19 protein-coding genes are annotated in these 17,800 nt (G+C 56.8%); 15 read left to right on the forward strand and 4 right to left on the reverse strand.

Features of this window, described 5'->3' with window-relative positions; all coding sequences use genetic code 11:
* Positions 1–166 precede the first annotated feature (166 nt).
* The 5 genes from hflK (at position 167) to Q0915_RS04075 (ending at position 5,074) form a co-directional block, all read left to right on the forward strand.
* Positions 167–1,360, forward strand: a complete 1,194-nt coding sequence (gene hflK, locus Q0915_RS04055; RefSeq protein WP_299473598.1) for an FtsH protease activity modulator HflK — start codon at positions 167–169, stop codon at positions 1,358–1,360.
* Between the two features lie 2 nt (positions 1,361–1,362).
* Positions 1,363–2,295 (forward strand): protease modulator HflC, encoded by a 933-nt coding sequence (hflC, locus tag Q0915_RS04060; protein ID WP_299473601.1) that lies wholly within the window; start codon positions 1,363–1,365, stop codon positions 2,293–2,295.
* On the forward strand, positions 2,292–2,477 hold the full coding sequence (locus Q0915_RS04065) for a DUF2065 domain-containing protein (protein ID WP_299473603.1): 186 nt from the start codon (positions 2,292–2,294) through the stop codon (positions 2,475–2,477). The genes hflC and Q0915_RS04065 overlap by 4 nt, the downstream gene beginning before the upstream one ends.
* A 200-nt stretch (positions 2,478–2,677) precedes the next feature.
* The gene (locus tag Q0915_RS04070) at positions 2,678–4,099 is read left to right on the forward strand and encodes a DegQ family serine endoprotease (protein WP_299474695.1); all 1,422 of its coding nucleotides are present in this window, start codon (positions 2,678–2,680) and stop codon (positions 4,097–4,099) included.
* A 462-nt stretch (positions 4,100–4,561) separates the two neighbouring features.
* On the forward strand, positions 4,562–5,074 hold the full coding sequence (locus Q0915_RS04075; protein WP_299473606.1) for an Hcp family type VI secretion system effector: 513 nt from the start codon (positions 4,562–4,564) through the stop codon (positions 5,072–5,074).
* A 129-nt stretch (positions 5,075–5,203) separates the two neighbouring features.
* Here Q0915_RS04075 and Q0915_RS04080 read toward each other — a convergent pair whose 3' ends face one another.
* On the reverse strand, positions 5,204–6,118 hold the full coding sequence (locus tag Q0915_RS04080) for a LysR family transcriptional regulator (protein ID WP_299473609.1): 915 nt from the start codon (positions 6,116–6,118) through the stop codon (positions 5,204–5,206).
* 102 nt (positions 6,119–6,220) lie between these two features.
* Here Q0915_RS04080 and Q0915_RS04085 point away from each other — a divergent pair, with 102 nt between their 5' ends.
* The 3 genes from Q0915_RS04085 (at position 6,221) to Q0915_RS04095 (ending at position 8,246) form a co-directional block, all read left to right on the forward strand.
* On the forward strand, positions 6,221–6,421 hold the full coding sequence (locus Q0915_RS04085; RefSeq protein ID WP_299474697.1) for a DUF1127 domain-containing protein: 201 nt from the start codon (positions 6,221–6,223) through the stop codon (positions 6,419–6,421).
* Between the two features lie 44 nt (positions 6,422–6,465).
* Positions 6,466–7,707, forward strand: a complete 1,242-nt coding sequence (locus Q0915_RS04090) for an MFS transporter (RefSeq protein ID WP_299473612.1) — start codon at positions 6,466–6,468, stop codon at positions 7,705–7,707.
* Between the two features lie 188 nt (positions 7,708–7,895).
* Positions 7,896–8,246, forward strand: coding sequence for an antibiotic biosynthesis monooxygenase family protein (locus Q0915_RS04095; protein ID WP_299473615.1), 351 nt, complete (start codon positions 7,896–7,898; stop codon positions 8,244–8,246).
* Positions 8,247–8,267: 21 nt separating this feature from the next.
* On the opposite strand, the gene Q0915_RS04100 is transcribed toward Q0915_RS04095, so the two are convergent.
* Positions 8,268–8,912: a class I SAM-dependent methyltransferase gene (locus Q0915_RS04100; RefSeq protein WP_299473618.1), complete on the reverse strand. Its 645-nt coding sequence runs from the start codon at positions 8,910–8,912 to the stop codon at positions 8,268–8,270.
* 542 nt (positions 8,913–9,454) lie between these two features.
* On the opposite strand from Q0915_RS04100, the gene Q0915_RS04105 reads away from it, so the two are divergent.
* Complete coding sequence (locus Q0915_RS04105) at positions 9,455–9,967, forward strand: Hcp family type VI secretion system effector (RefSeq protein ID WP_299473621.1); 513 nt, start codon at positions 9,455–9,457, stop codon at positions 9,965–9,967.
* Between the two features lie 158 nt (positions 9,968–10,125).
* Here Q0915_RS04105 and serB read toward each other — a convergent pair whose 3' ends face one another.
* Complete coding sequence (serB, locus tag Q0915_RS04110; protein ID WP_299473624.1) at positions 10,126–11,016, reverse strand: phosphoserine phosphatase SerB; 891 nt, start codon at positions 11,014–11,016, stop codon at positions 10,126–10,128.
* Here serB and miaA point away from each other — a divergent pair.
* The 4 genes from miaA to Q0915_RS04130 all read left to right on the forward strand — a co-directional run bounded on the left by miaA (position 11,000) and on the right by Q0915_RS04130 (position 14,564).
* Positions 11,000–11,965 carry a tRNA (adenosine(37)-N6)-dimethylallyltransferase MiaA gene (gene miaA / locus Q0915_RS04115; RefSeq protein WP_366525228.1) on the forward strand — a complete coding sequence of 322 codons (966 nt, stop codon included), beginning with the start codon at positions 11,000–11,002 and terminating at the stop codon, positions 11,963–11,965. The two genes, serB and miaA, sit on opposite strands and share 17 nt — an antisense overlap.
* Before the next feature lie 216 nt (positions 11,966–12,181).
* Positions 12,182–12,721 (forward strand): GNAT family N-acetyltransferase, encoded by a 540-nt coding sequence (locus Q0915_RS04120; protein WP_299473627.1) that lies wholly within the window; start codon positions 12,182–12,184, stop codon positions 12,719–12,721.
* A 91-nt stretch (positions 12,722–12,812) separates the two neighbouring features.
* Positions 12,813–13,331: a GNAT family N-acetyltransferase gene (locus tag Q0915_RS04125; RefSeq protein WP_299473630.1), complete on the forward strand. Its 519-nt coding sequence runs from the start codon at positions 12,813–12,815 to the stop codon at positions 13,329–13,331.
* 216 nt (positions 13,332–13,547) lie between these two features.
* Entirely contained in the window at positions 13,548–14,564 is a 1,017-nt protein-coding gene (locus tag Q0915_RS04130; protein WP_299473633.1) for an endonuclease/exonuclease/phosphatase family protein, read from the forward strand.
* 61 nt (positions 14,565–14,625) lie between these two features.
* Here Q0915_RS04130 and Q0915_RS04135 read toward each other — a convergent pair whose 3' ends face one another.
* On the reverse strand, positions 14,626–16,182 hold the full coding sequence (locus Q0915_RS04135) for a 2-isopropylmalate synthase (protein WP_299473636.1): 1,557 nt from the start codon (positions 16,180–16,182) through the stop codon (positions 14,626–14,628).
* 784 nt (positions 16,183–16,966) lie between these two features.
* Here Q0915_RS04135 and Q0915_RS04140 point away from each other — a divergent pair.
* The gene (locus Q0915_RS04140; RefSeq protein WP_299473639.1) at positions 16,967–17,221 is read left to right on the forward strand and encodes a SemiSWEET transporter; all 255 of its coding nucleotides are present in this window, start codon (positions 16,967–16,969) and stop codon (positions 17,219–17,221) included.
* A gap of 130 nt (positions 17,222–17,351) precedes the next feature.
* On the forward strand, positions 17,352–17,753 hold the full coding sequence (locus Q0915_RS04145; RefSeq protein ID WP_299473642.1) for a VOC family protein: 402 nt from the start codon (positions 17,352–17,354) through the stop codon (positions 17,751–17,753).
* Positions 17,754–17,800 lie beyond the last annotated feature (47 nt).

Raw genomic sequence — 17,800 nt, forward strand, 5'->3', positions numbered from 1 at the left:
ATCCACACCCACCTGCGGCACGGGAAAACGCAAAGGTTTTACTGAGGACGTATGCCGGGCTTTTCATTGAAAGCAGTCGGTAACCTCCCTATAACCAACCTTGAGTCAGAACGGGTAAATGCCCATGTCCGGCACCCGATGCCGGAGTTCAAAGAAGGAAGTCTTGATGCCTTGGAGCAATCAGTCAGGTGGCGGTGGCCCCTGGAAGGGTGGCGGAAACAATGGCGGCCCATGGGGCGGCGGAGGAAACAACAACGGTCCCTGGGGCGGTGGCCCGAGCCGCGGTGGCGGTGGCGGCGGTGGCAACCCGCCTGATCTTGAGGAACTCCTGAAAAAGACCCAGGACCGCATGAAGACCGTTTTGCCTGGCGGTGGCGGCGGCGGCATCGGCTTTGCCGGGGTCCTTATTGTTATTGGAATTGGTGTCGTTGGTTGGCTCCTAACCGGTCTCTACACAGTCGACGAAGGTGAGCGCGGCGTTGAGCTGGTGCTTGGCGACGTGCGCGGGCTGACATCACCGGGCCTGAATTACAATCTGCCTTATCCGATCGGCGAAGTTTACAAGCCGGCCGTCGAGCTGCAGCGGGAAACCACCGTAGGCGTGGACGAGACCTATTCCACGTCTGGTGCGGTCCGCGCGCGCGACATTCCGGAAGAAAGCCTGATGCTGACAGGTGACGAAAACATCGTCGACGTCGGGTTCAAGGTTCTGTGGCGCGTCAAGAACACCACCGATGGCATTACGGATTACCTGTTCAACATTCAGGAACCGGCGGCCACAGTGAAAGCAGTCGCCGAAAGCGCCATGCGCGAAGTCGTTGGCGGCTCGAATATCGACGCCATCCTGACTGAAAACCGCGTCTCCATTCAGAACGACGTGGCAACACTCATGCAGTCGACACTCGATTCCTATCGGGCGGGCGTTGAGATTTCGGAAGTGCAGATGCAGCGCGTTGACCCGCCGGCACAGGTCATCGAGGCGTTCCGTGACGTTCAGGCGGCCCGCGCCGACCAGGAACGTATCCGAAACGAAGCCGAAGCCTACGCCAACAGGATCGTGCCTGAAGCGCGCGGTCAGGCGGCCCGTGTTCTCGAACAGGCAAACGGATACAAGGACCAGACCATTGCAGAGGCAACCGGTCAGTCTCAACGTTTCACGAAAATCTACGAGCAGTACGAGAAAGCGCCCCATGTCACCCGGGAACGTCTCTATCTTGAGACGCTGGAGAAAGTTCTCGGCGCGAACAACAAAATCATCATCGACAGTGAATCGTCCGGCTCAGGCGTCTTGCCGTTCCTGCCGCTGAACGACCTGAACGGACGCGGCAGCGCGCCGTCCACGCGGACGGGAGGTAACTAATCATGCGCAGTGGTATTCTTGCAATTGTCCTCATAATCGTTGCGGTCGTTGGATATTTGTCCGTTTATGTCGTCAACCCGACGCAGCAGGCGCTCGTATTGAGGTTCGGTCAGATTACCGAGGAACCGAAGACGGAACCTGGTCTCTACTTCAAGATCCCGTTTGTCCAGAATGTGGTTTATCTCGACAAGCGCATCCTGAACCTCAACATGCCGCCGCTTGAGCCGATTTCCTCGGACAAGAAGCGCCTGATCGTGGATGCGTTTGCGCGCTACAGGATTTCCGACCCGGTGCTGTTCTATCAGCGTGTCCAGAACGTGCTGACGGCAAACCGGCGCCTTTCGACACTTCTGCAATCGACACTTCGATCCGAAGTCGGCCGGACCAGCTTTGTGGCGCTCGTGCGTGACGACCGGTCGGGCGTGATGGAGAACATCCGCAGGGACGTCAGCGCCAACGCGGAAGAACTCGGCATTGAAGTGATCGATGTGAAAATCCGCCGTGCCGACCTTCCTGATGCGAACTCCCAGGCGATTTACGCTCGTATGCAGACAGAACGTCAGCGGGAAGCAACCGAGATCCGCGCGCAGGGTGAAGAGCAATCCCGCCGCATCCGCTCCCGTGCGGATCGTGATGCAACCGTTATCGAGGCGGAAGCGAACCGGGATGCGGAAATCATCCGCGGTGACGGTGATGCGGAGCGAAACAAGATCTTCGCTGAAGCATTCGGCGCCGATCCGGAGTTCTTCGCCTTCTACCGGTCCATGCAGGCTTACGAAGCCGGACTTCAGTCGGGCGATACCAGCCTGGTGCTGTCGCCGGATTCCAGCTTCTTCCGGTTCTTCAAGGATCCGACCGGTGTCAACGCGCCGGCCGGGGAAGATGATGGCGGCACGGGTATTTCGACACGTTCGCCTTCGCTCGCCTCGCAATGATCGACTTTGTGACCGCTCTCGGGCTGGTCCTGGTCATTGAAGGCGTACTTTATGCGCTCCTGCCTGGTGGCATGAAAACCATCATGCGGGGCGCACTGGAAACGCCGGACCAGACATTGCGGGTGACGGGTCTTGTTGTCGCCGCATTGGGTCTGATTATTGTGTGGATCATACGCGGATAACGAAAAGTTTCCGGGCGGGAGAAGCAAAAATCTCCCGCCCGTTCTATATTTTGACTAGAAGTCTTTAGAAGCTATGCGCTGTTTTGTCTGAAAGACAGCCGCACCGGAACGGATGAGGAGAAAGCCCTATGGCTCCATTTTTTGTTCGCCGTCGCATGTCCCGGATCGCCTATGCTGCGGCGGGACTTGTGCTTGGCGGAATGGTGGCATTCCAGCCTGTACAGACCGCACAGGCCCAGGGGCCGGTTTCGGTAGCTGATCTTGCCGAAAACCTGGCCGATGCCGTTGTGAATATTTCAACGGCGCAAACCGTTCAGGGCCGCAGATCGGTGCCAATGCCGCAAGTCCCGGACGGGTCGCCGTTCCAGGAGTTCTTTGAGGAATTCTTCAACCGGCAGAACAGGGACAACGGGGAGCAGGCACCGCGACGTGTCCAGTCCCTGGGTTCCGGTTTTGTGATCGATGGCACCGAAGGCATCATCATTACTAACAACCACGTGATTGAAGGGGCAGACGAAATCACTGCCAACTTCAATGACGGCACCAAGCTGCGGGCGGAAATCATCGGTACCGATGAGAAAACCGACCTGGCCGTGCTCAAGGTCGAGCCGGAAACACCGCTCAAGGCCGTTGATTTCGGCAATTCGGAATCGATCCGCGTTGGCGACTGGGTGATGGCGATCGGCAATCCCTTCGGTCTTGGCGGGACGGTTACCGTGGGCATCGTTTCGGCACGGAACCGCGATATCAACTCCGGCCCTTATGACAATTTCATCCAGACGGATGCGTCCATTAACCGGGGCAATTCCGGCGGTCCGCTGTTTGACATGCAAGGCAATGTGATCGGAATCAATACCGCCATCATTTCCCCATCAGGCGGCTCCATCGGTATCGGCTTTGCCATTCCGGCCAAAACTGCAATGCGTGTCATCGACCAGCTGCGTGAGTTCGGCGAGACCCGCCGCGGGTGGCTTGGGGTGCGTATTCAGGAAGTCACGGACGAGATTGCTGAGAGCCTTGCAATGAACGAGGCCATGGGCGCTTTGGTGGCTGGCGTGACCGAAAACGGTCCGGCGGCGAAAGCCAAGATCGAAGCCGGTGACGTCATCTTGAAATTCGACGGCAATGACGTTGAGGAAATGCGCGAGCTGCCACGCATGGTCGCGGAGACTGCGATCGGCAAGGAAGTCGAAGTGGTGGTCCTGCGCAAGGGTGACGAAGTCACCATCAGCGTGATCCTGGAGCGTCTTGAGGAAAACACTCCGACAGAAGCCAGTGTCGAAACAGATCAACAGCCGGAAGAAGAACCGGTAGCCAAGAGCGAGGTGCTGGGCATGATGCTGGCGGAGCTCGATGATGAATTGCGCGAACAATTCTCCATTGAATCCGATGTCACCGGTGTTGTCGTGACCGAAGTCAAACCCGACTCGTCCGCAGCGGAGAAACGGATCACCGCCGGCGACGTGATCCGGGAAGTGGCTCAGGAGCCCGTCGAGACACCCGAGGACGTGGAGACGGAGATTGCCAAGTTGAAGGACGACGGCCGCCGTTCCGCGCTGCTGCTGCTCGCCAATCCGACCGGTGATGTCCGCTTTGTTCCCGTGAGGATCGAAGACGAATAGGTCTCCAAACAGATATCAACGCTCAAGGGGCGCTGGAAACAGTGCCCCTTTTCCTTTTTTAGCCGCTGCTGCTCTGCGATGGCTGTAAGAGAAATTTCCGGATCGGTGCGATCAACGGGTGCAGTTCTGCGGCTGCGGCTGGTGCATGGCGTGGGATTTTCGCACGATCAGCGGTCCAACTTGCCTCCCGGCAGGCCTTTAGAATGCGTTTTGTGATGTTCGTCACACCGGACCTGCGCGTGTTTTCTCGCAGCTTAGCCGCAGCTGTGCAGAAATCTGCACAGTGACACAGTCGTTAATGCGCCGCGAAAATAAAATATCATCATATTTTTCAATAGCTTGTCGAAAAGTTGGCAAACTGGCACACCCGTTGCAATTCTCCTGGCATCGGCGCCAAACACAAATCAAGCGCCCCGGAATTCAAATCAAAGCTGCCGAGCAGCACAGAGCCAGGAGATCAAAATGTCCAATATCGCATACCTGAAAGCCACAGGCGCAACCCAAGGCGACATGACAGCAGACGCAACCACAGGCGACAGCATCGGTAACCTGTGGCAGGAAGGCCATGAAGGCCAGTCCCTGGTCTACGCCCTGGAACAGAACGCAGTCGTGCCCCGCGACCCGCAGTCCGGTTCCATCATCGCAACACGCCGCCACCTGCCGACGACTTTTGTCAAGCCGGTCGACAAGGCAACCCCGCTCTTCTGGCAGGCGCTTGCCACCGGTGAAGCGCTCGAAATCGAAGTCGAGTTCTGGCGCACGTCCACAGCCGGCGTTCAGGAGCACTACTACACGATCAAGTTCATTGACGCGGTTCTGGTGGAAGGCAAGACGATCCTTCCGGACGTCAACGACGAAGCCAACGCCTCGCGTGGCGACATCGATCAGTTCTCCTTCACCTACCGCAAGTGCGAGTGGACCCACGAAGTTGCCGGCACAAGCGCATCCGACGATTACCGTGCGCCGGTCACCTGATCCAAATCCCCCGGACCGGACTTAATCCGGTCAGCAGCTGGAAGGCCGCCCCTCCTGAAAGCTGCCACCGCCCGGCTCCAATGCCGGGCGGTTTTATTGTTTGAAAGAGTGCCCGCCTTTCAATTGCAACTACGTTCTTGCCACAGACAAAAGCACGTCTCTGAGCCACATATGCCTGGCGTCGCGCTGCATGCGAGGGTGCCAGTTTGCAACGATTTCGAGGCCAGGAAGCTTCAGTGGTGTAACCACTCGAGCGAAATTGTGGTCGAAGGAACCGGCAATTCGTTCAGGTATGAATGCCACGAGGCTTTGCGATTTCATGAGGTGGATCAGCATTGCGAATGTGGGGACGGCCAGCACGACTTGCCGGTTCCTGCCGGTAACCGCCAAAGCTTCGTCGATCGGTCCGCGGAAACTGCCGCCTGTCGGATCGACGAATGCGTGCCGCAGCATGCAGAGCCGATCCAGGGACATTTCCTCTCCGTCCTGCATGTCCGGGTAACTGGAAAGGCAAACAAACCCGTCGCTATAGAGTAAACGCGCCGGGAGGTCAGGCACGGCCAGATCCCGATCGCTCAATATCAGATCAACTTCGCCCCGCTCCATTTGATCGACGATGCCGCTTGCGGGCCGTGGCAATACGGAAACACGTGCATTGGGAGCAGCACTGAAAACCGTTTTGGAAAATGTGTTCAGGATCGTGTGTTGCAGATAGTCGCTTCCGCAAATCCTTGCTGTGAAGTGAGACGTTGCAGGATCGAAATCGTCTGGCTCAAGTAACGTGCGTACGCCGCCCAGAACCTCATCGATTTGGGGTGCGATCGCGTCCGCTCTCGGAGTCGGTGTGATGCCGTGGGACGTGCGGATGAACAAGTCATCATCAAACACCTGTCGAAGCCGCTTCAACATGCCCGAAACCGTTGGTTGCGTTAACGCAAGACGTGCTGCCGCCCGTGTCACGCTGCGCTCTTTGTGAAGCGCATCAAAGGCAACAAGCAGGTTCAGATCGATACTTCTGATATTGGCCTCATACATATCATTCATTGAACAATACGTTTTGATCAATAACAAGCGGTACATCACATTCAACCTGTCTTGAAGCTCTAGCGGGTGAGATCTTTGACCAGGGAACTAACCATCGGAGCAGTGCCTGAAGCAAAACCAAGTGGTTCGCGTCTTGCCGCCTGGCGCGCAGATTTTCACGCCTGGCGACAGAAACGACGCGACCGCAATGAACTGGAAAATCTTAGCAGCTCGACGCTTCGGGATCTGGCCATCGATCGCAGTGAAATCACCTCAATAGTGACCTCAGGCGAGGGCGAGCGCAGACGCAACAGAGGCGACTGATGCGGCACGTCCGTCGCATCGGTTTCAGCATCGGGAGATCTTGAATGCATGTTAAGAATGTCGCGGCAGGCAGGTACCTCAGCGACCCGCGAATTGTCTTGCTTGCCGGTTCGGTTGTCGCGCTTGTTGCGATCGGAATGCGGCATTCCTTCGGGCTGTTTCTGAACCCGGTTACCGAAGGTATTCAAAGTGTCGACCGGGAAACATTCGGATTCGCGGTCGCATTGCAGAACCTGATTTGGGGTCTCGCACAACCATTCGCAGGAATGATCGCCGACCGGTATGGAAGCGCGCGGGTCATCTTCGCAGGTGGTGCCCTTTATGCCGGCGGGCTGATTTGCGCGTCGCTTGCCTCTTCCGCTCTCGGTTTGGTGCTCGGTCTTGGCGTTCTGGTTGGCATTGGCTTGAGTGCCACGACCTATGCCGTGGTTCTGGGAGCTGTCGGACGCCGGTATCCTCCGGAGCGCCGCTCCACCGCGCTTGGAGTTGCGTCGCTTGGCGGATCACTGGGGATCTTTCTGTCCGTTCCGGTCACTTTGGGCCTGATCGATGCTCTGAGTTGGTCGATGGCATTTGTGAGCCTGGCGGTCGTGGCTCTCACGATATGTGTTCTTGCGCCTTTCCTGTCCGGTCGAACGGATGTGCAAAGTGCGGATCAATCTCTTGCCGAGGCATTGTCGCAGGCGCTCGGGCACCGGGGGTTCGTGCTGCTCGTCCTTGGTTTTTTCGTCTGCGGATTTCAGCTCGCTTTTATCGGAACGCATCTGCCGGCCTACCTCCAGGACCGGCAGCTGGGAGCCTGGCTCGGCGGGACCGCACTTGCGACCATCGGGGCGACGAACATCGCGGGCACGCTCGCGTGTGGTGCGGTCGGCGACTACTTGAGCAAAAAGAAAGTACTGATCGGTCTCTACCTGGCAAGGTCGAGTGCGATCGCAATGTTCGTCATGCTCCCGGTGTCCGATGTGTCGACGCTGGTCTTCGCTGCGGTTATGGGGTTTACCTGGCTGGGCACTGTTCCGCTTACGACGGGTATCGTCGCTCAGGTTTTCGGGCCGCGTTTTCTTGCGACGCTGATCGGGATCGTCTTTTTCATGCATCAAATCGGCAGTTTCCTGGGCGCCTGGCTAGGCGGTCTCGTGTTTGAACGAACCGGAAGCTACGATCTTATGTGGTGGAGTGTTGTCCTGTTCGGCTTGATCGCCGCTTTGCTTCATCTTCCGATCGATGAAAGGCCATTGGTGTCTAAAGTGCCCAGGCTTCAGGGGCTTGCGGGAAATGCCTGATCGGCCATGGTTTCAGGCGAGTCTGTTTTGTGCCTTGGCAAGCCTGGCTCTCGTCTTCCTGTGGTCGTTCAACGCGGGTGCGTATCAAAGGCTCTTTTTTGAACTCTCGATTGTCGGTTTCATATGTTGAACAGGATTGGTCCAGGCTCGAAAGCTGACCGGATCCAAAACTAACTCGAAGGAAAAACATGATTGCTCAGTTTAATGAAGGCGGTCCTCTGCTGCGTCTTTTTCAGGTGACGGTCAAACGCGGCTTCGCGGAAATACTTCTTGAAAAGTTTGCGACGACCTCGGCTGATGTCGTCAAAAACGAGCCGGGAAATGAAGGTTATTTTTTCGGCCGCGGGACCGAAAGCGACGAGAACACGCTCGTTTTCGCATCTCTCTGGAAAGATATCGACGCCATCAAGCAGCGCTTCGGAGACGCGTGGGAGCAGTCCTTTCTTCCAGAGGGCTACGAGGATCTCATCGAAGACCATTCAGTACAGCATATCGACCTGAGTTCCGGGTGGCACGTTCCGGCCGGACGGTCGGGATAGGGGCGGGTGATATTCGGCGGGTCACAGTTTCCGGAAGGATACTGCCATTGCCATATCGCCCGAATGTTCGTGATCATCTTTCGCGTATATCCGGACCTCCTCAAGGCTGGGCTCTGATATCCGCCGGACACTTGCCAAACCGGCAAGTGTCTCCTGAAAGCCAAGACTTGAAAAATGTGAACGGTTCACGCCGATGACGAAGAGGGCACCTGCGCTTGCAATTGCGAGGAGACTGGTCAGTACATCCGGTCCAAGGTGCCCATGGGTGAAAGTTCCGGAAGACACCACCGCGCCGTAGTCGTTGCAGATTGGCGACAGATCCGTTGTGAGATCGATTTCGTACGTGTGGCGGTAAAGCGATTTCCTGGCAGCGTGGGACAGCATTTCCGAGGAAATGTCCATGCCGTCGATATCCCGCGCGGGGAGGGCGAGCGCCTCGGCAACCAGACCCGTGCCACAACCGATATCGGCGACCGGAATGTCCTTCGGCAGGGCGTTTGCAGAATAAATCTTTGCAATGGTCTGCGGATAGACAAACCCAAGCGCATCGGCAAAGTCTTCGTCGTAGGACCGCGCGAATTCCCGATAATACGTTTTGTTGTCGTCCGGGGTCGAGAGCCTGTAGGCATTCTCAAGAATGGCCTTCCCCTTGTCGCTTGCCGCCATCTGGGCGTTTCCTTTCAAAGCAGGTTCCAGCATTGGTTGCCTGAAAGCCTAAGGGGGCAAGAAGACGCAATCAAGTCGAACACCGCATGCGCATGGTCGCGCAGCATCCGGCGGGTTCTCGCGTTTGACCTCCAGCCACCGCCATCTGTTCGGGGCAGCTCCCATTCAGCGTGGACGGTCTTTTGCGCGTGAAAATTTCCCGCGTGCTTGGCAAATGAATGTTTCCAGTTGTGGGATTTTCGCACGTTCAGCGTTCCAACTTGCCTCCCGGCAGGCCTTTAGAACGCGTTTTGTGATGTTCGTCACACCGGACCTGCGCGTGTTTTCTCGCAGCTTAGCCGCAGCTGTGCAGAAATCTGCACAGTGACATGGTCGTTAATGAACCGCGATAATAAAATATCTTCATATTTTTCAATGATTTGTCGAAAAATTGGGAAACTGGCACACCCGTTGCAATTCTCCTGGCATCGGCGCCAAACACAAATCAAGCGCCCCGGAATTCAAATCAAAGCTGCCGAGCAGCACAGAGCCAGGAGATCAAAATGTCCAATATCGCATACCTGAAAGCCACAGGCGCAACCCAAGGCGACATAACCGCAGACGCAACCACAGGCGACAGCATCGGCAACCTGTGGCAGGAAGGCCATGAAGGCCAGTCCCTGGTCTATGCCCTGGAACAGAATGCAGTCGTGCCGCGTGACCCGCAGTCCGGTTCGATCATCGCAACACGCCGCCACCTGCCGACGACTTTCGTCAAGCCGATCGACAAGGCAACCCCTCTCTTCTGGCAGGCGCTTGCCACCGGTGAAGCGCTCGAAATCGAAGTCGAGTTCTGGCGTACGTCCACAGCCGGCGTTCAGGAGCACTACTACACGATCAAGTTCATCGACGCGGTTCTGGTGGAAGGCAAGACGATCCTTCCGGACGTCAACGACGAAGCCAACGCCTCGCGCGGCGACATCGACCAATTCTCCTTCACCTACCGCAAGTGCGAGTGGACCCACGAAGTTGCCGGTACAAGCGCATCCGACGATTACCGCGCTCCGGTCACCTGATCCAAGGCAATAACGCGGAGGCCGGCATTGAACCGGCTCCCAGCTGGCGGACCTACCCCCCGCCTGCCAACTGCAACCGCCCGGTTTTCTCACACCGGGCGGATTTCATTTGGACCTGGAATTGTCCCTAGATTTGCGGAATGCATGAGCGAAGCGGTTCAGCTCAGGACAAATTCCGTCTCCGAATATCCCTGCAAATACAGCAAGGCCGTCAGATCACCGTGGTCGATGCGGAAATCAGCCGCTTTTGCAACGGCCGGCTTCGCCCGGTACGCAACGCCTGACCCCGCTTTTTCAATCATGGCCAGGTCATTGGCCCCGTCACCGACAGCCAGCGAGTCTTCAAAGGCAAGGCTCTTTTCAGCTACCAGCTCTTCCAGGCGCGAACGTTTTGCATCCTTGCCAAGAATCGGTTCACTGACCCGGCCCGTAAGCTTGCCGTCTTCTTCCAGAAGTGTGTTGGCCTGGTTTTCGTCGAACCCGATCATTGCGGAAACGGCTTTTGTAAAGTGCGTGAAACCACCGGATACCAGTGCGCAATAGGCGCCATTTGCCTTCATTGTCTGGACCAGCGTACGTCCACCCGGCATCAGGACGATCCGGTTGCTCAGGACCGTGTCGATTGCCGAAACGGGCAATCCTGTCAAAAGACCGACCCGTTCACGCAGTGCCGGTTCAAATTCGATTTCGCCGCGCATGGCGCGTTCGGTGATCCCCGATATTCTGTCCTTGAGCCCGAGTTCGGCAGCCAGTTCGTCAATGCACTCCTGCCGGATCATGGTGGAATCCATATCGGCAATGAGAAGGTGCTTGCGGCGGCCGCGTTCGGGCTGCACAAAGACGTCAACGGGTGCGGAAGCTATGAGTTCGCGCAGCATGGTATCGGCGGAAGCTGCGTCAGGTGCTTCGAAACGGATATCGGCAGCGACCCCTGCGCTCAGGATTGTCGCCGCGTCGCGTACACCGAGGGCGTCTTCAGCGCGCCTGACAAGTTCCTGATCGACAGCCGGGGCTGTTGGAGTAGACACCAAAGTGGCAACAAAAGACATGGATGCATCCCTGGAAGGCGAAAGGAAACAGCTTGTTGAAGGCCGCGCCATTCTGATAGCGGGCCCGACTGCAAGCGGCAAGTCCGCTTTGGCGCTGGATCTTGCCGAAGCTTGTGATGGCGTGATCATTAATGCCGATTCCATGCAGCTCTATGAAGATTTGCGCATTGTCAGCGCCCGTCCGTCAATTGCCGAGGAAGGCCGGGTTCCGCACAGGCTCTACGGTTTCTTGCCCGCATCGACCGCGTTTTCCACCGGCGCTTGGCTGCGTTTGGCGACACAGGAAATTGAAACTGTCGAAGCCGAAGGCAGGACCCCGATCCTGGTTGGAGGAACGGGTCTTTATTTCAAGGCACTAACGGAAGGATTTGCCGAACTGCCGGAGATCCCCGAGGAGATACGAGATGCTGCGCGGGAACTCGCGGACCGGGAAGGTGTGGAGGGGCTGAAGAAGCAGCTCTCTTTGCTTGGCGATGAGGCAGCCGCACAGTCGCTTGCCGATCCCCAGCGGCTTACACGCGCGCTGGAAGTGCTACAGGCAACGGGCAAGCCGCTCAGCCTTTGGCAGCAGAAAGCGCAGTCCGCGCCTTTCCTGACGCCGGACAGCTGCACCCGGATCGTGCTGGGCCCGCCCCGGTCCTGGCTGCATTCCCGTATCGAGCAGCGCGCACGCCTTATGCTGGAAGAAGCCGGTGTCGCTGAGGTCAAAAGACTGCTTGCGTTGAATCTTTCCGAAAAACTCCCGGCAATGCGGGCGATCGGCGTCAGCGAAACACGGGACTATCTGTCGGGAACCACAGATTTGGAAGAAACAGTCCACAGGCTCACTGTTGCAACGCGGCAATACGCTAAGCGGCAGGAAACGTGGTTTCGAAACCAGATGCCGGATTGGCAACGGGTTGATCCGTCAAAGGGAATCGACAACGACTGTTTATGGAAGGCAGGCTAATGTCACCAAGTCAACTTAAAGGTGGTGCAATGCAGCAAGCGGTTTTACGATAACCTGTTGGTAATACGCATATATTTTTGCCTTTTTTGACATTATACTTTGGTCTGCCTTCGGGTTGGCACAATTCAGGGTTACGCGTCCGGCAATCGAGTCCCGGGAGTTTTCAAACTTCCTTCAGAACACTGGCGCATGACCTGATTGCATAGGAGGACCACGGTGCAGACGATATTTCTCGAATGTGGCTCAGTGCGGCTTGTTCCCTTTTCCCCGTCCGACATAAATCTCGTCAAAAACCTTCACTCCGACCCATTTGGCAACCGATGTATTGAATATTCGACCGACTGCACGATCGCGGATGCGGCTGATCTTGTGCGCTCTGCCTTGCAGAACCAGGCGGATCTGGGTTTTGCCAAATGGAAGGCTGTTTCCGACAACGGCCGATTTCTCGGCTGGGCCGGGTTCACGCCTGTCAGCGAAACATCGGAAATCAGCCTGAACTACTGTCTGCTCAACGACGTGCTTTCGCAGGACGAAACGCTGGCAACAAGACTGTGCGAAGCGCTGTCTGGCTGGTTCTTCGAAAACACCTATTTCTCGCACCTTGTGGCCGTCGTTCGGACGGACAACAGGGATGTGCGCAACGTGGTCCGTGATGTCGGGTTTTCTCACCGGGAAAGCAAGGTGATCGAGGGCATGCAGGCTGACGTCTTTCAGCTTTTCAGCCCCTCCATGCAGTCTTACCTGATGAGTGCCTGATACCGACTTCCGGTTGCAGGCTGGATATTCCCCAAAAGAAACCGTAACCTTGGCCGTGTTGAACGCGGCTTTTCTTTTGGAAGACTGAGATTTGACCGAAATTATTCTGACGACCGAGCGCCTTCGGGTTGAGCCCTTTCAGGACACAGATCTTCCGCTTCTCCTTGAGCTTCACTCCGACCCCGAGGTCAACCGGTATCTGTCGCCGGGTCTTGCACCGATGGGCGCGGAAGAGGTCGAGCGGCGGCTGGACACTTACATTCAATTGCACCGCGAAAAGGGTCTTTCCAAATGGAAGCTGCTGACCCGGGACGGGAACTTCATCGGACGTGCCGGGTTGAGCTGGATGAACGCGCCCGACGGATTTGAGGTTGGCTACAGCCTGAAGCAGGATGCGTGGGGGCGGGGTTATGCGACCGAGATCGCCAAGGGACTTGCCAACTGGTTTTTCGAGAATACAGACAACAGGTTCCTGATTGCCTTTGCCCATACGCGGCATCTGGCGTCACTCAATGTGATGAAAAAGGCGGGGTTCACCTATTGGTTCGATATGGAAAGGGATGGGGTTCCCTGCACGTTTTACCGGATTGAGCGGCATGAGGTGGTCTGATCAGCTCCCTTGCGCCGCATATTCAGGGACAGTCCGACACGGGGCGGGCGGCCGGAATCAGATCCAGTCCGAACTCGCGTTTAGCGCCGCTTGTACTTTTTCAAGCTTCATTCTTTTGATTGTTTTGTTCAGGTGAACCCGTCACGGTAGCAGGGGCGCGGGGCGGGTGTCGGCGCTTCGCGCCCATTTTTCATTTCAAACACAAGGTATTTGGACATGGCATTTTATCATTGGCTCAATCGGTACAAGGACCGGGAAAAGAACCCGGAGAAGGCGAAATGGATCGCGGAACACCTGCTGAAGCTTCGTGCGGATCTCGCGGAAAGCAAACTTGGAGACCGTGACCCGAACAGCCTCGTGATCGGGTCCTGGAACATCCGCGCATTTGATGACGGCAAACCGCGCCGCGACGAGAGCTTTCACTACATCGCCGAGATCATCGGACATTTCGATGTTTGCGCGATCCAGGAGGTCAAGGAAGACCTGGATCCGCTCAACAAGCTGAACACGCTGCTCGGGCCGAACTGGTCGTATATCGTCACGGACGTGACCGCGGGCAGCAAGGGAAACACGGAACGCCAAGCGTTCTTTTTCAACACCAACAAGGTCTTTTTCCGCAACCTAGTTGGCGAGGTCGTGCTGCCACCGGAATCGCTGCTTGATCATGGCCAGATTGCACGCACGCCGTTCTTTGCGTCGTTCCAGGCCGGTTGGTTCAAGTTCACGCTTATGAGCGTTCACATCATCTTCGGTGGAAGCACCAAGAATAAGAAGAAGATGCGCGCTGCCGAAGTGGAAATCCTCGCGAAACTGGCGGCAAAGCGCGCGAAGAAGGAGGGGCAGGTCTATGTCCTGATCGGTGATATGAATATTGAATCCCGCGACGATGAAATCATGGCCGGGCTTAAGAAACATGGGCTCTTCGCGCCACTCTTTGGGGCGACCAATCTCAAGGGCACCAAACATTACGACCAGATCGCCTTCACCGGCGAAAAGAGCCGAACCCGGTGCCTTCAGTCCGGCAGTTTCGATTGGCGCACCGCCGTATACCGTCCGGATGAGAAAGATCACTATGAGCCCATCGCACTCGAGGCGCGCGACGGCAAGCCTTACAAGAACTGGGACAAGGACTACGAAAAGTTCTTCGCAAGTTTCGAGATGTCCGATCACCTGCCCATCTGGGTGGAAATGGAGATCGATTATTCGAACGAGTATCTGGAACGGTTCATCTGACTGAAAACCGTGAACATTGATCCCTGAAACGGCAAGTGGCCGTTTCAGGGATCTGTTCCTATCAGACGGCCTGCAAGGCGCCCGGGTTGCCGGTCTGCTGGCGCAGGGCGAGTTTGTTCATGGCCGACACATAGGCACGCGCGGAGGCGACCAGCGTGTCGGTATCGGCGCCTTTTCCGGTTGCAATGCGGCCCTCGGCTTCCAGGCGCACGGAGACTTCGGCCTGTGCGTCAGTGCCTTCGGTGACGGCATGAACCTGGTAGAGCGACAAGGTGGCCTCGTGGGGCACGATGGCCTTGATCGCGTTGAAAGTCGCGTCGACCGGACCGTCGCCGGTTGCCTCCTTGGTGATGTGCTGGCCGTTGACGTCCATCGTCAGGATCGCCTTTTGCGGACCTCCGGTGCCGGCGATCACGGTCAAGGCAATAACCTTGGTGCTTTCGCCCAGGATGTTGATTTCATCCTCTACCAGCGCCTCGATGTCTTCGTCGTAGACATGTTTCTTGCGGTCGGCCAGGTCCTTGAAGCGGCGGAAGGCATCCTGCAAGGCGTTGTCGCCCAGTTCAAAGCCCAATTCGCGCAGCTTGTCGCGGAAGGCATGACGGCCGGAATGCTTGCCCATCACCAGCGACGTTGCTTTCACGCCGACGTCTTCCGGACGCATGATCTCGTAGGTTTCCGCATTCTTCAGCATGCCGTCCTGGTGAATGCCGCTCTCATGCGCAAAGGCATTCTTGCCGACGATCGCCTTGTTGTACTGAACAGCAAAGCCCGATGCGCCAGCAACCATTTTGGATGCACGGACCATGAATTGCGGATCGATCTGTGTGGTGTATTGCAGAACGTCTCCGCGCGTGCGGATCGCCATGACGATCTCTTCCAGCGCGGCGTTGCCTGCACGTTCGCCGAGGCCGTTGATCGTGCATTCGATCTGGCGGGCACCACCTGCGACACCAGCCAGAGAATTGGCAACGGCCAGTCCCAGATCGTCGTGGCAATGGACCGAAAAGATGGCCTGGTCGCTGTTCGGCACGCGCTCGCGGATGTCCTCGAACATGGCTTTGTATTCATCCGGCGTCGCGTATCCGACCGTGTCGGGCAAATTGATGGTGGTTGCACCGCACTTGATGGCAGCCTCCACACAGCGGCACAGGTAATCGATCGGCGTGCGGGTTGCGTCCATGGCGGACCACTCGACATCGTCGATCAGGTTACGCGAGCGGGTCACGGTATCGGTAATGATGTCCATCACCTCGTCCTGGGATTTGTTCATCTGAAACTTCAGATGAATTGGCGAGGTGGAGACAAAAGTGTGAATCCGGCCCTTGGCGGCATGCTTTACCGCTTCACCGCAGCGGTCGATATCGGCATGGATCGCGCGGGCGAGGCCCGCGATCACGGAGTTCTTCGAGCGCTTGGCGATCTCACTGACGGCTTCGAAGTCACCGTTGGAGGCAATTGGAAAACCTGCCTCGATAATGTCGACGCCCATGTCGTCGAGGATTTCGGCAATCTGCAGTTTTTCTTCCAGCGTCATGGAAGCGCCGGGCGATTGTTCGCCGTCGCGCAAGGTCGTGTCGAAGATGCGGATATGATCCGTTTCAGAGGTGGCAGTCATGTCGTTTCGTCCCTGGCTTGGATCGGCAGTTCCGGCCCATTCTGTCAGGCGGAACCGTCACGCGATCCGGAATTCGTAATGCGTTGTGTCGAAGTATCTCCCCTAAGTGTCCGTTCCGCCAGATCAAAACGCGGAGCAGCCGACGCTCAGGGGCATCTAAGAAGGAGGAGATCGCCAAGTAGGAGGAGGCCGCCGCGCTCATTCAGCGCGTGGATCGTAGAACCGGAAATGTCGCGTGCCGCGATCATGGGTTTCAACTCTGGCCTTTAGTCGTCTTGCCGTAATAGCCACCAAGCTTGAGACAAAAGCGTAAGCAGGTGGTTAACGAGATTCGTTCTTAAGGCAGGATGCGGACTGATGCAAGTGAGGTTATTGGGCTACCGTATTAAGTGACCGCCAGCATCGGGCAATCCAATCCCCTTTAATAAATTGCCCGCCACCGGTTTAGTGGTGCGTCTCAACACCCTTGCGTGGCAAGGGTGTCTTTCCAGAAATCGGGATTTGAAGATTCGGCTTGCAAATGCTTCGATGCGGTTGCAAAGATCTAAACTTCTCAACTCTCCGAAGACTTCAGGATAGGGCAGATGCAAAGGCCGGTGTGCCTTCGGCGCAAGGCAGCGCCGTCGGCCAGGTACCAGCCTGCCAGAATTCCAAGAGGCAGAGGTTCCCGCGCGCTTTACGCGAGCATACGAGCCGATAGTACCAACGGCGGCTCCAGCTAGCGCTTCAAAGAGTGTCGTCCTGATGGTTTCGGCACAAGACGAGGCATACCAATAAAAGAGAGGTGATTTTGGCAGAGACAATTGGCTTTATTGCAGCAATTCTCGGGACCATATGCTGGTTGCCGCAAACGATAAAAACCTGGCGTACGCGGGAAACGAAGGACCTGTCACTTTCTGCGAACCTCCTCGTTCTTGCGACCGTTGCGCTATGGCTCATCTACGGGATTGCCATTGACGCGTGGCCACTCATCGTGGCGAACGTGATATCGGTCATCCTGGTTGGCGCGATCGTAACCGCAAAGTTGATTTACAAATAAAGCGGGTTCTCAAGGCTACCGTTCCTAAACGAAGGTTTTTTGGGGCACAGCCTCGGCGTTGTGTCTTTGGTGCCGGCAGGCTATCGCGTGTGGTACCGGACTGAAGACGTAAATGTTGTCGGAGAATTTCGTGTCGAATACATCGGGTTTGAACCATCTCGGATTGGCAGTCGCCGATCTCGATCAGACAACGCGCTTTTTTGAGTCCGTTTTGGGTTGGCAGGAAACCGCCCGGGATGAGTCCTACCCAAGAAATTCGATCACGGACGGAAAATTGCGCCTTACGCTCTGGCAGGTCGATCACTCATTTCCACCCAAAGCTTTCGATCGGAGACACAATATCGGGCTGCATCACCTCGCCCTGGAGGTCGATACGGAAGCGGAACTGCTGCGTCTCGCGGACGAAGTGGCCGCTTGGCCCGGGGTGGTTATCGAGTTCATGCCGGAGTTCATGGGGGCAGGGCCGCGAAAGCATATGATGTTTGCTGAACCGGGCGGCATAAGGCTGGAGCTGGTCTGGATGGGCGTCTGAATTCGCGGTTTTCGCGAATGTCCATGCTGTCCCGAAAGACCTGGCAC

It is taken from the genome of uncultured Roseibium sp., from assembly GCF_947494555.1.
Taxonomy (GTDB): domain Bacteria; phylum Pseudomonadota; class Alphaproteobacteria; order Rhizobiales; family Stappiaceae; genus Roseibium.

Excerpts from the sequence above, each read along its gene's own strand:
- Q0915_RS04070 (WP_299474695.1), top strand. The coding sequence starts at position 2,678 with ATGGTGGCATTCCAGCCTGTACAGACCGCACAGGCCCAGGGGCCGGTT.
- Q0915_RS04080 (WP_299473609.1), bottom strand. The coding sequence starts at position 6,118 with ATGAATGATATGTATGAGGCCAATATCAGAAGTATCGATCTGAACCTG.
- Q0915_RS04130 (WP_299473633.1), top strand. The coding sequence starts at position 13,548 with ATGGCATTTTATCATTGGCTCAATCGGTACAAGGACCGGGAAAAGAAC.
- Q0915_RS04090 (WP_299473612.1), top strand. The coding sequence starts at position 6,466 with ATGCATGTTAAGAATGTCGCGGCAGGCAGGTACCTCAGCGACCCGCGA.
- Q0915_RS04095 (WP_299473615.1), top strand. The coding sequence starts at position 7,896 with ATGATTGCTCAGTTTAATGAAGGCGGTCCTCTGCTGCGTCTTTTTCAG.
- Q0915_RS04065 (WP_299473603.1), top strand. The coding sequence starts at position 2,292 with ATGATCGACTTTGTGACCGCTCTCGGGCTGGTCCTGGTCATTGAAGGC.
- serB (WP_299473624.1), bottom strand. The coding sequence starts at position 11,016 with ATGTCTTTTGTTGCCACTTTGGTGTCTACTCCAACAGCCCCGGCTGTC.
- Q0915_RS04105 (WP_299473621.1), top strand. The coding sequence starts at position 9,455 with ATGTCCAATATCGCATACCTGAAAGCCACAGGCGCAACCCAAGGCGAC.
- Q0915_RS04100 (WP_299473618.1), bottom strand. The coding sequence starts at position 8,912 with ATGGCGGCAAGCGACAAGGGGAAGGCCATTCTTGAGAATGCCTACAGG.
- hflK (WP_299473598.1), top strand. The coding sequence starts at position 167 with ATGCCTTGGAGCAATCAGTCAGGTGGCGGTGGCCCCTGGAAGGGTGGC.
- hflC (WP_299473601.1), top strand. The coding sequence starts at position 1,363 with ATGCGCAGTGGTATTCTTGCAATTGTCCTCATAATCGTTGCGGTCGTT.
- Q0915_RS04135 (WP_299473636.1), bottom strand. The coding sequence starts at position 16,182 with ATGACTGCCACCTCTGAAACGGATCATATCCGCATCTTCGACACGACC.
- Q0915_RS04075 (WP_299473606.1), top strand. The coding sequence starts at position 4,562 with ATGTCCAATATCGCATACCTGAAAGCCACAGGCGCAACCCAAGGCGAC.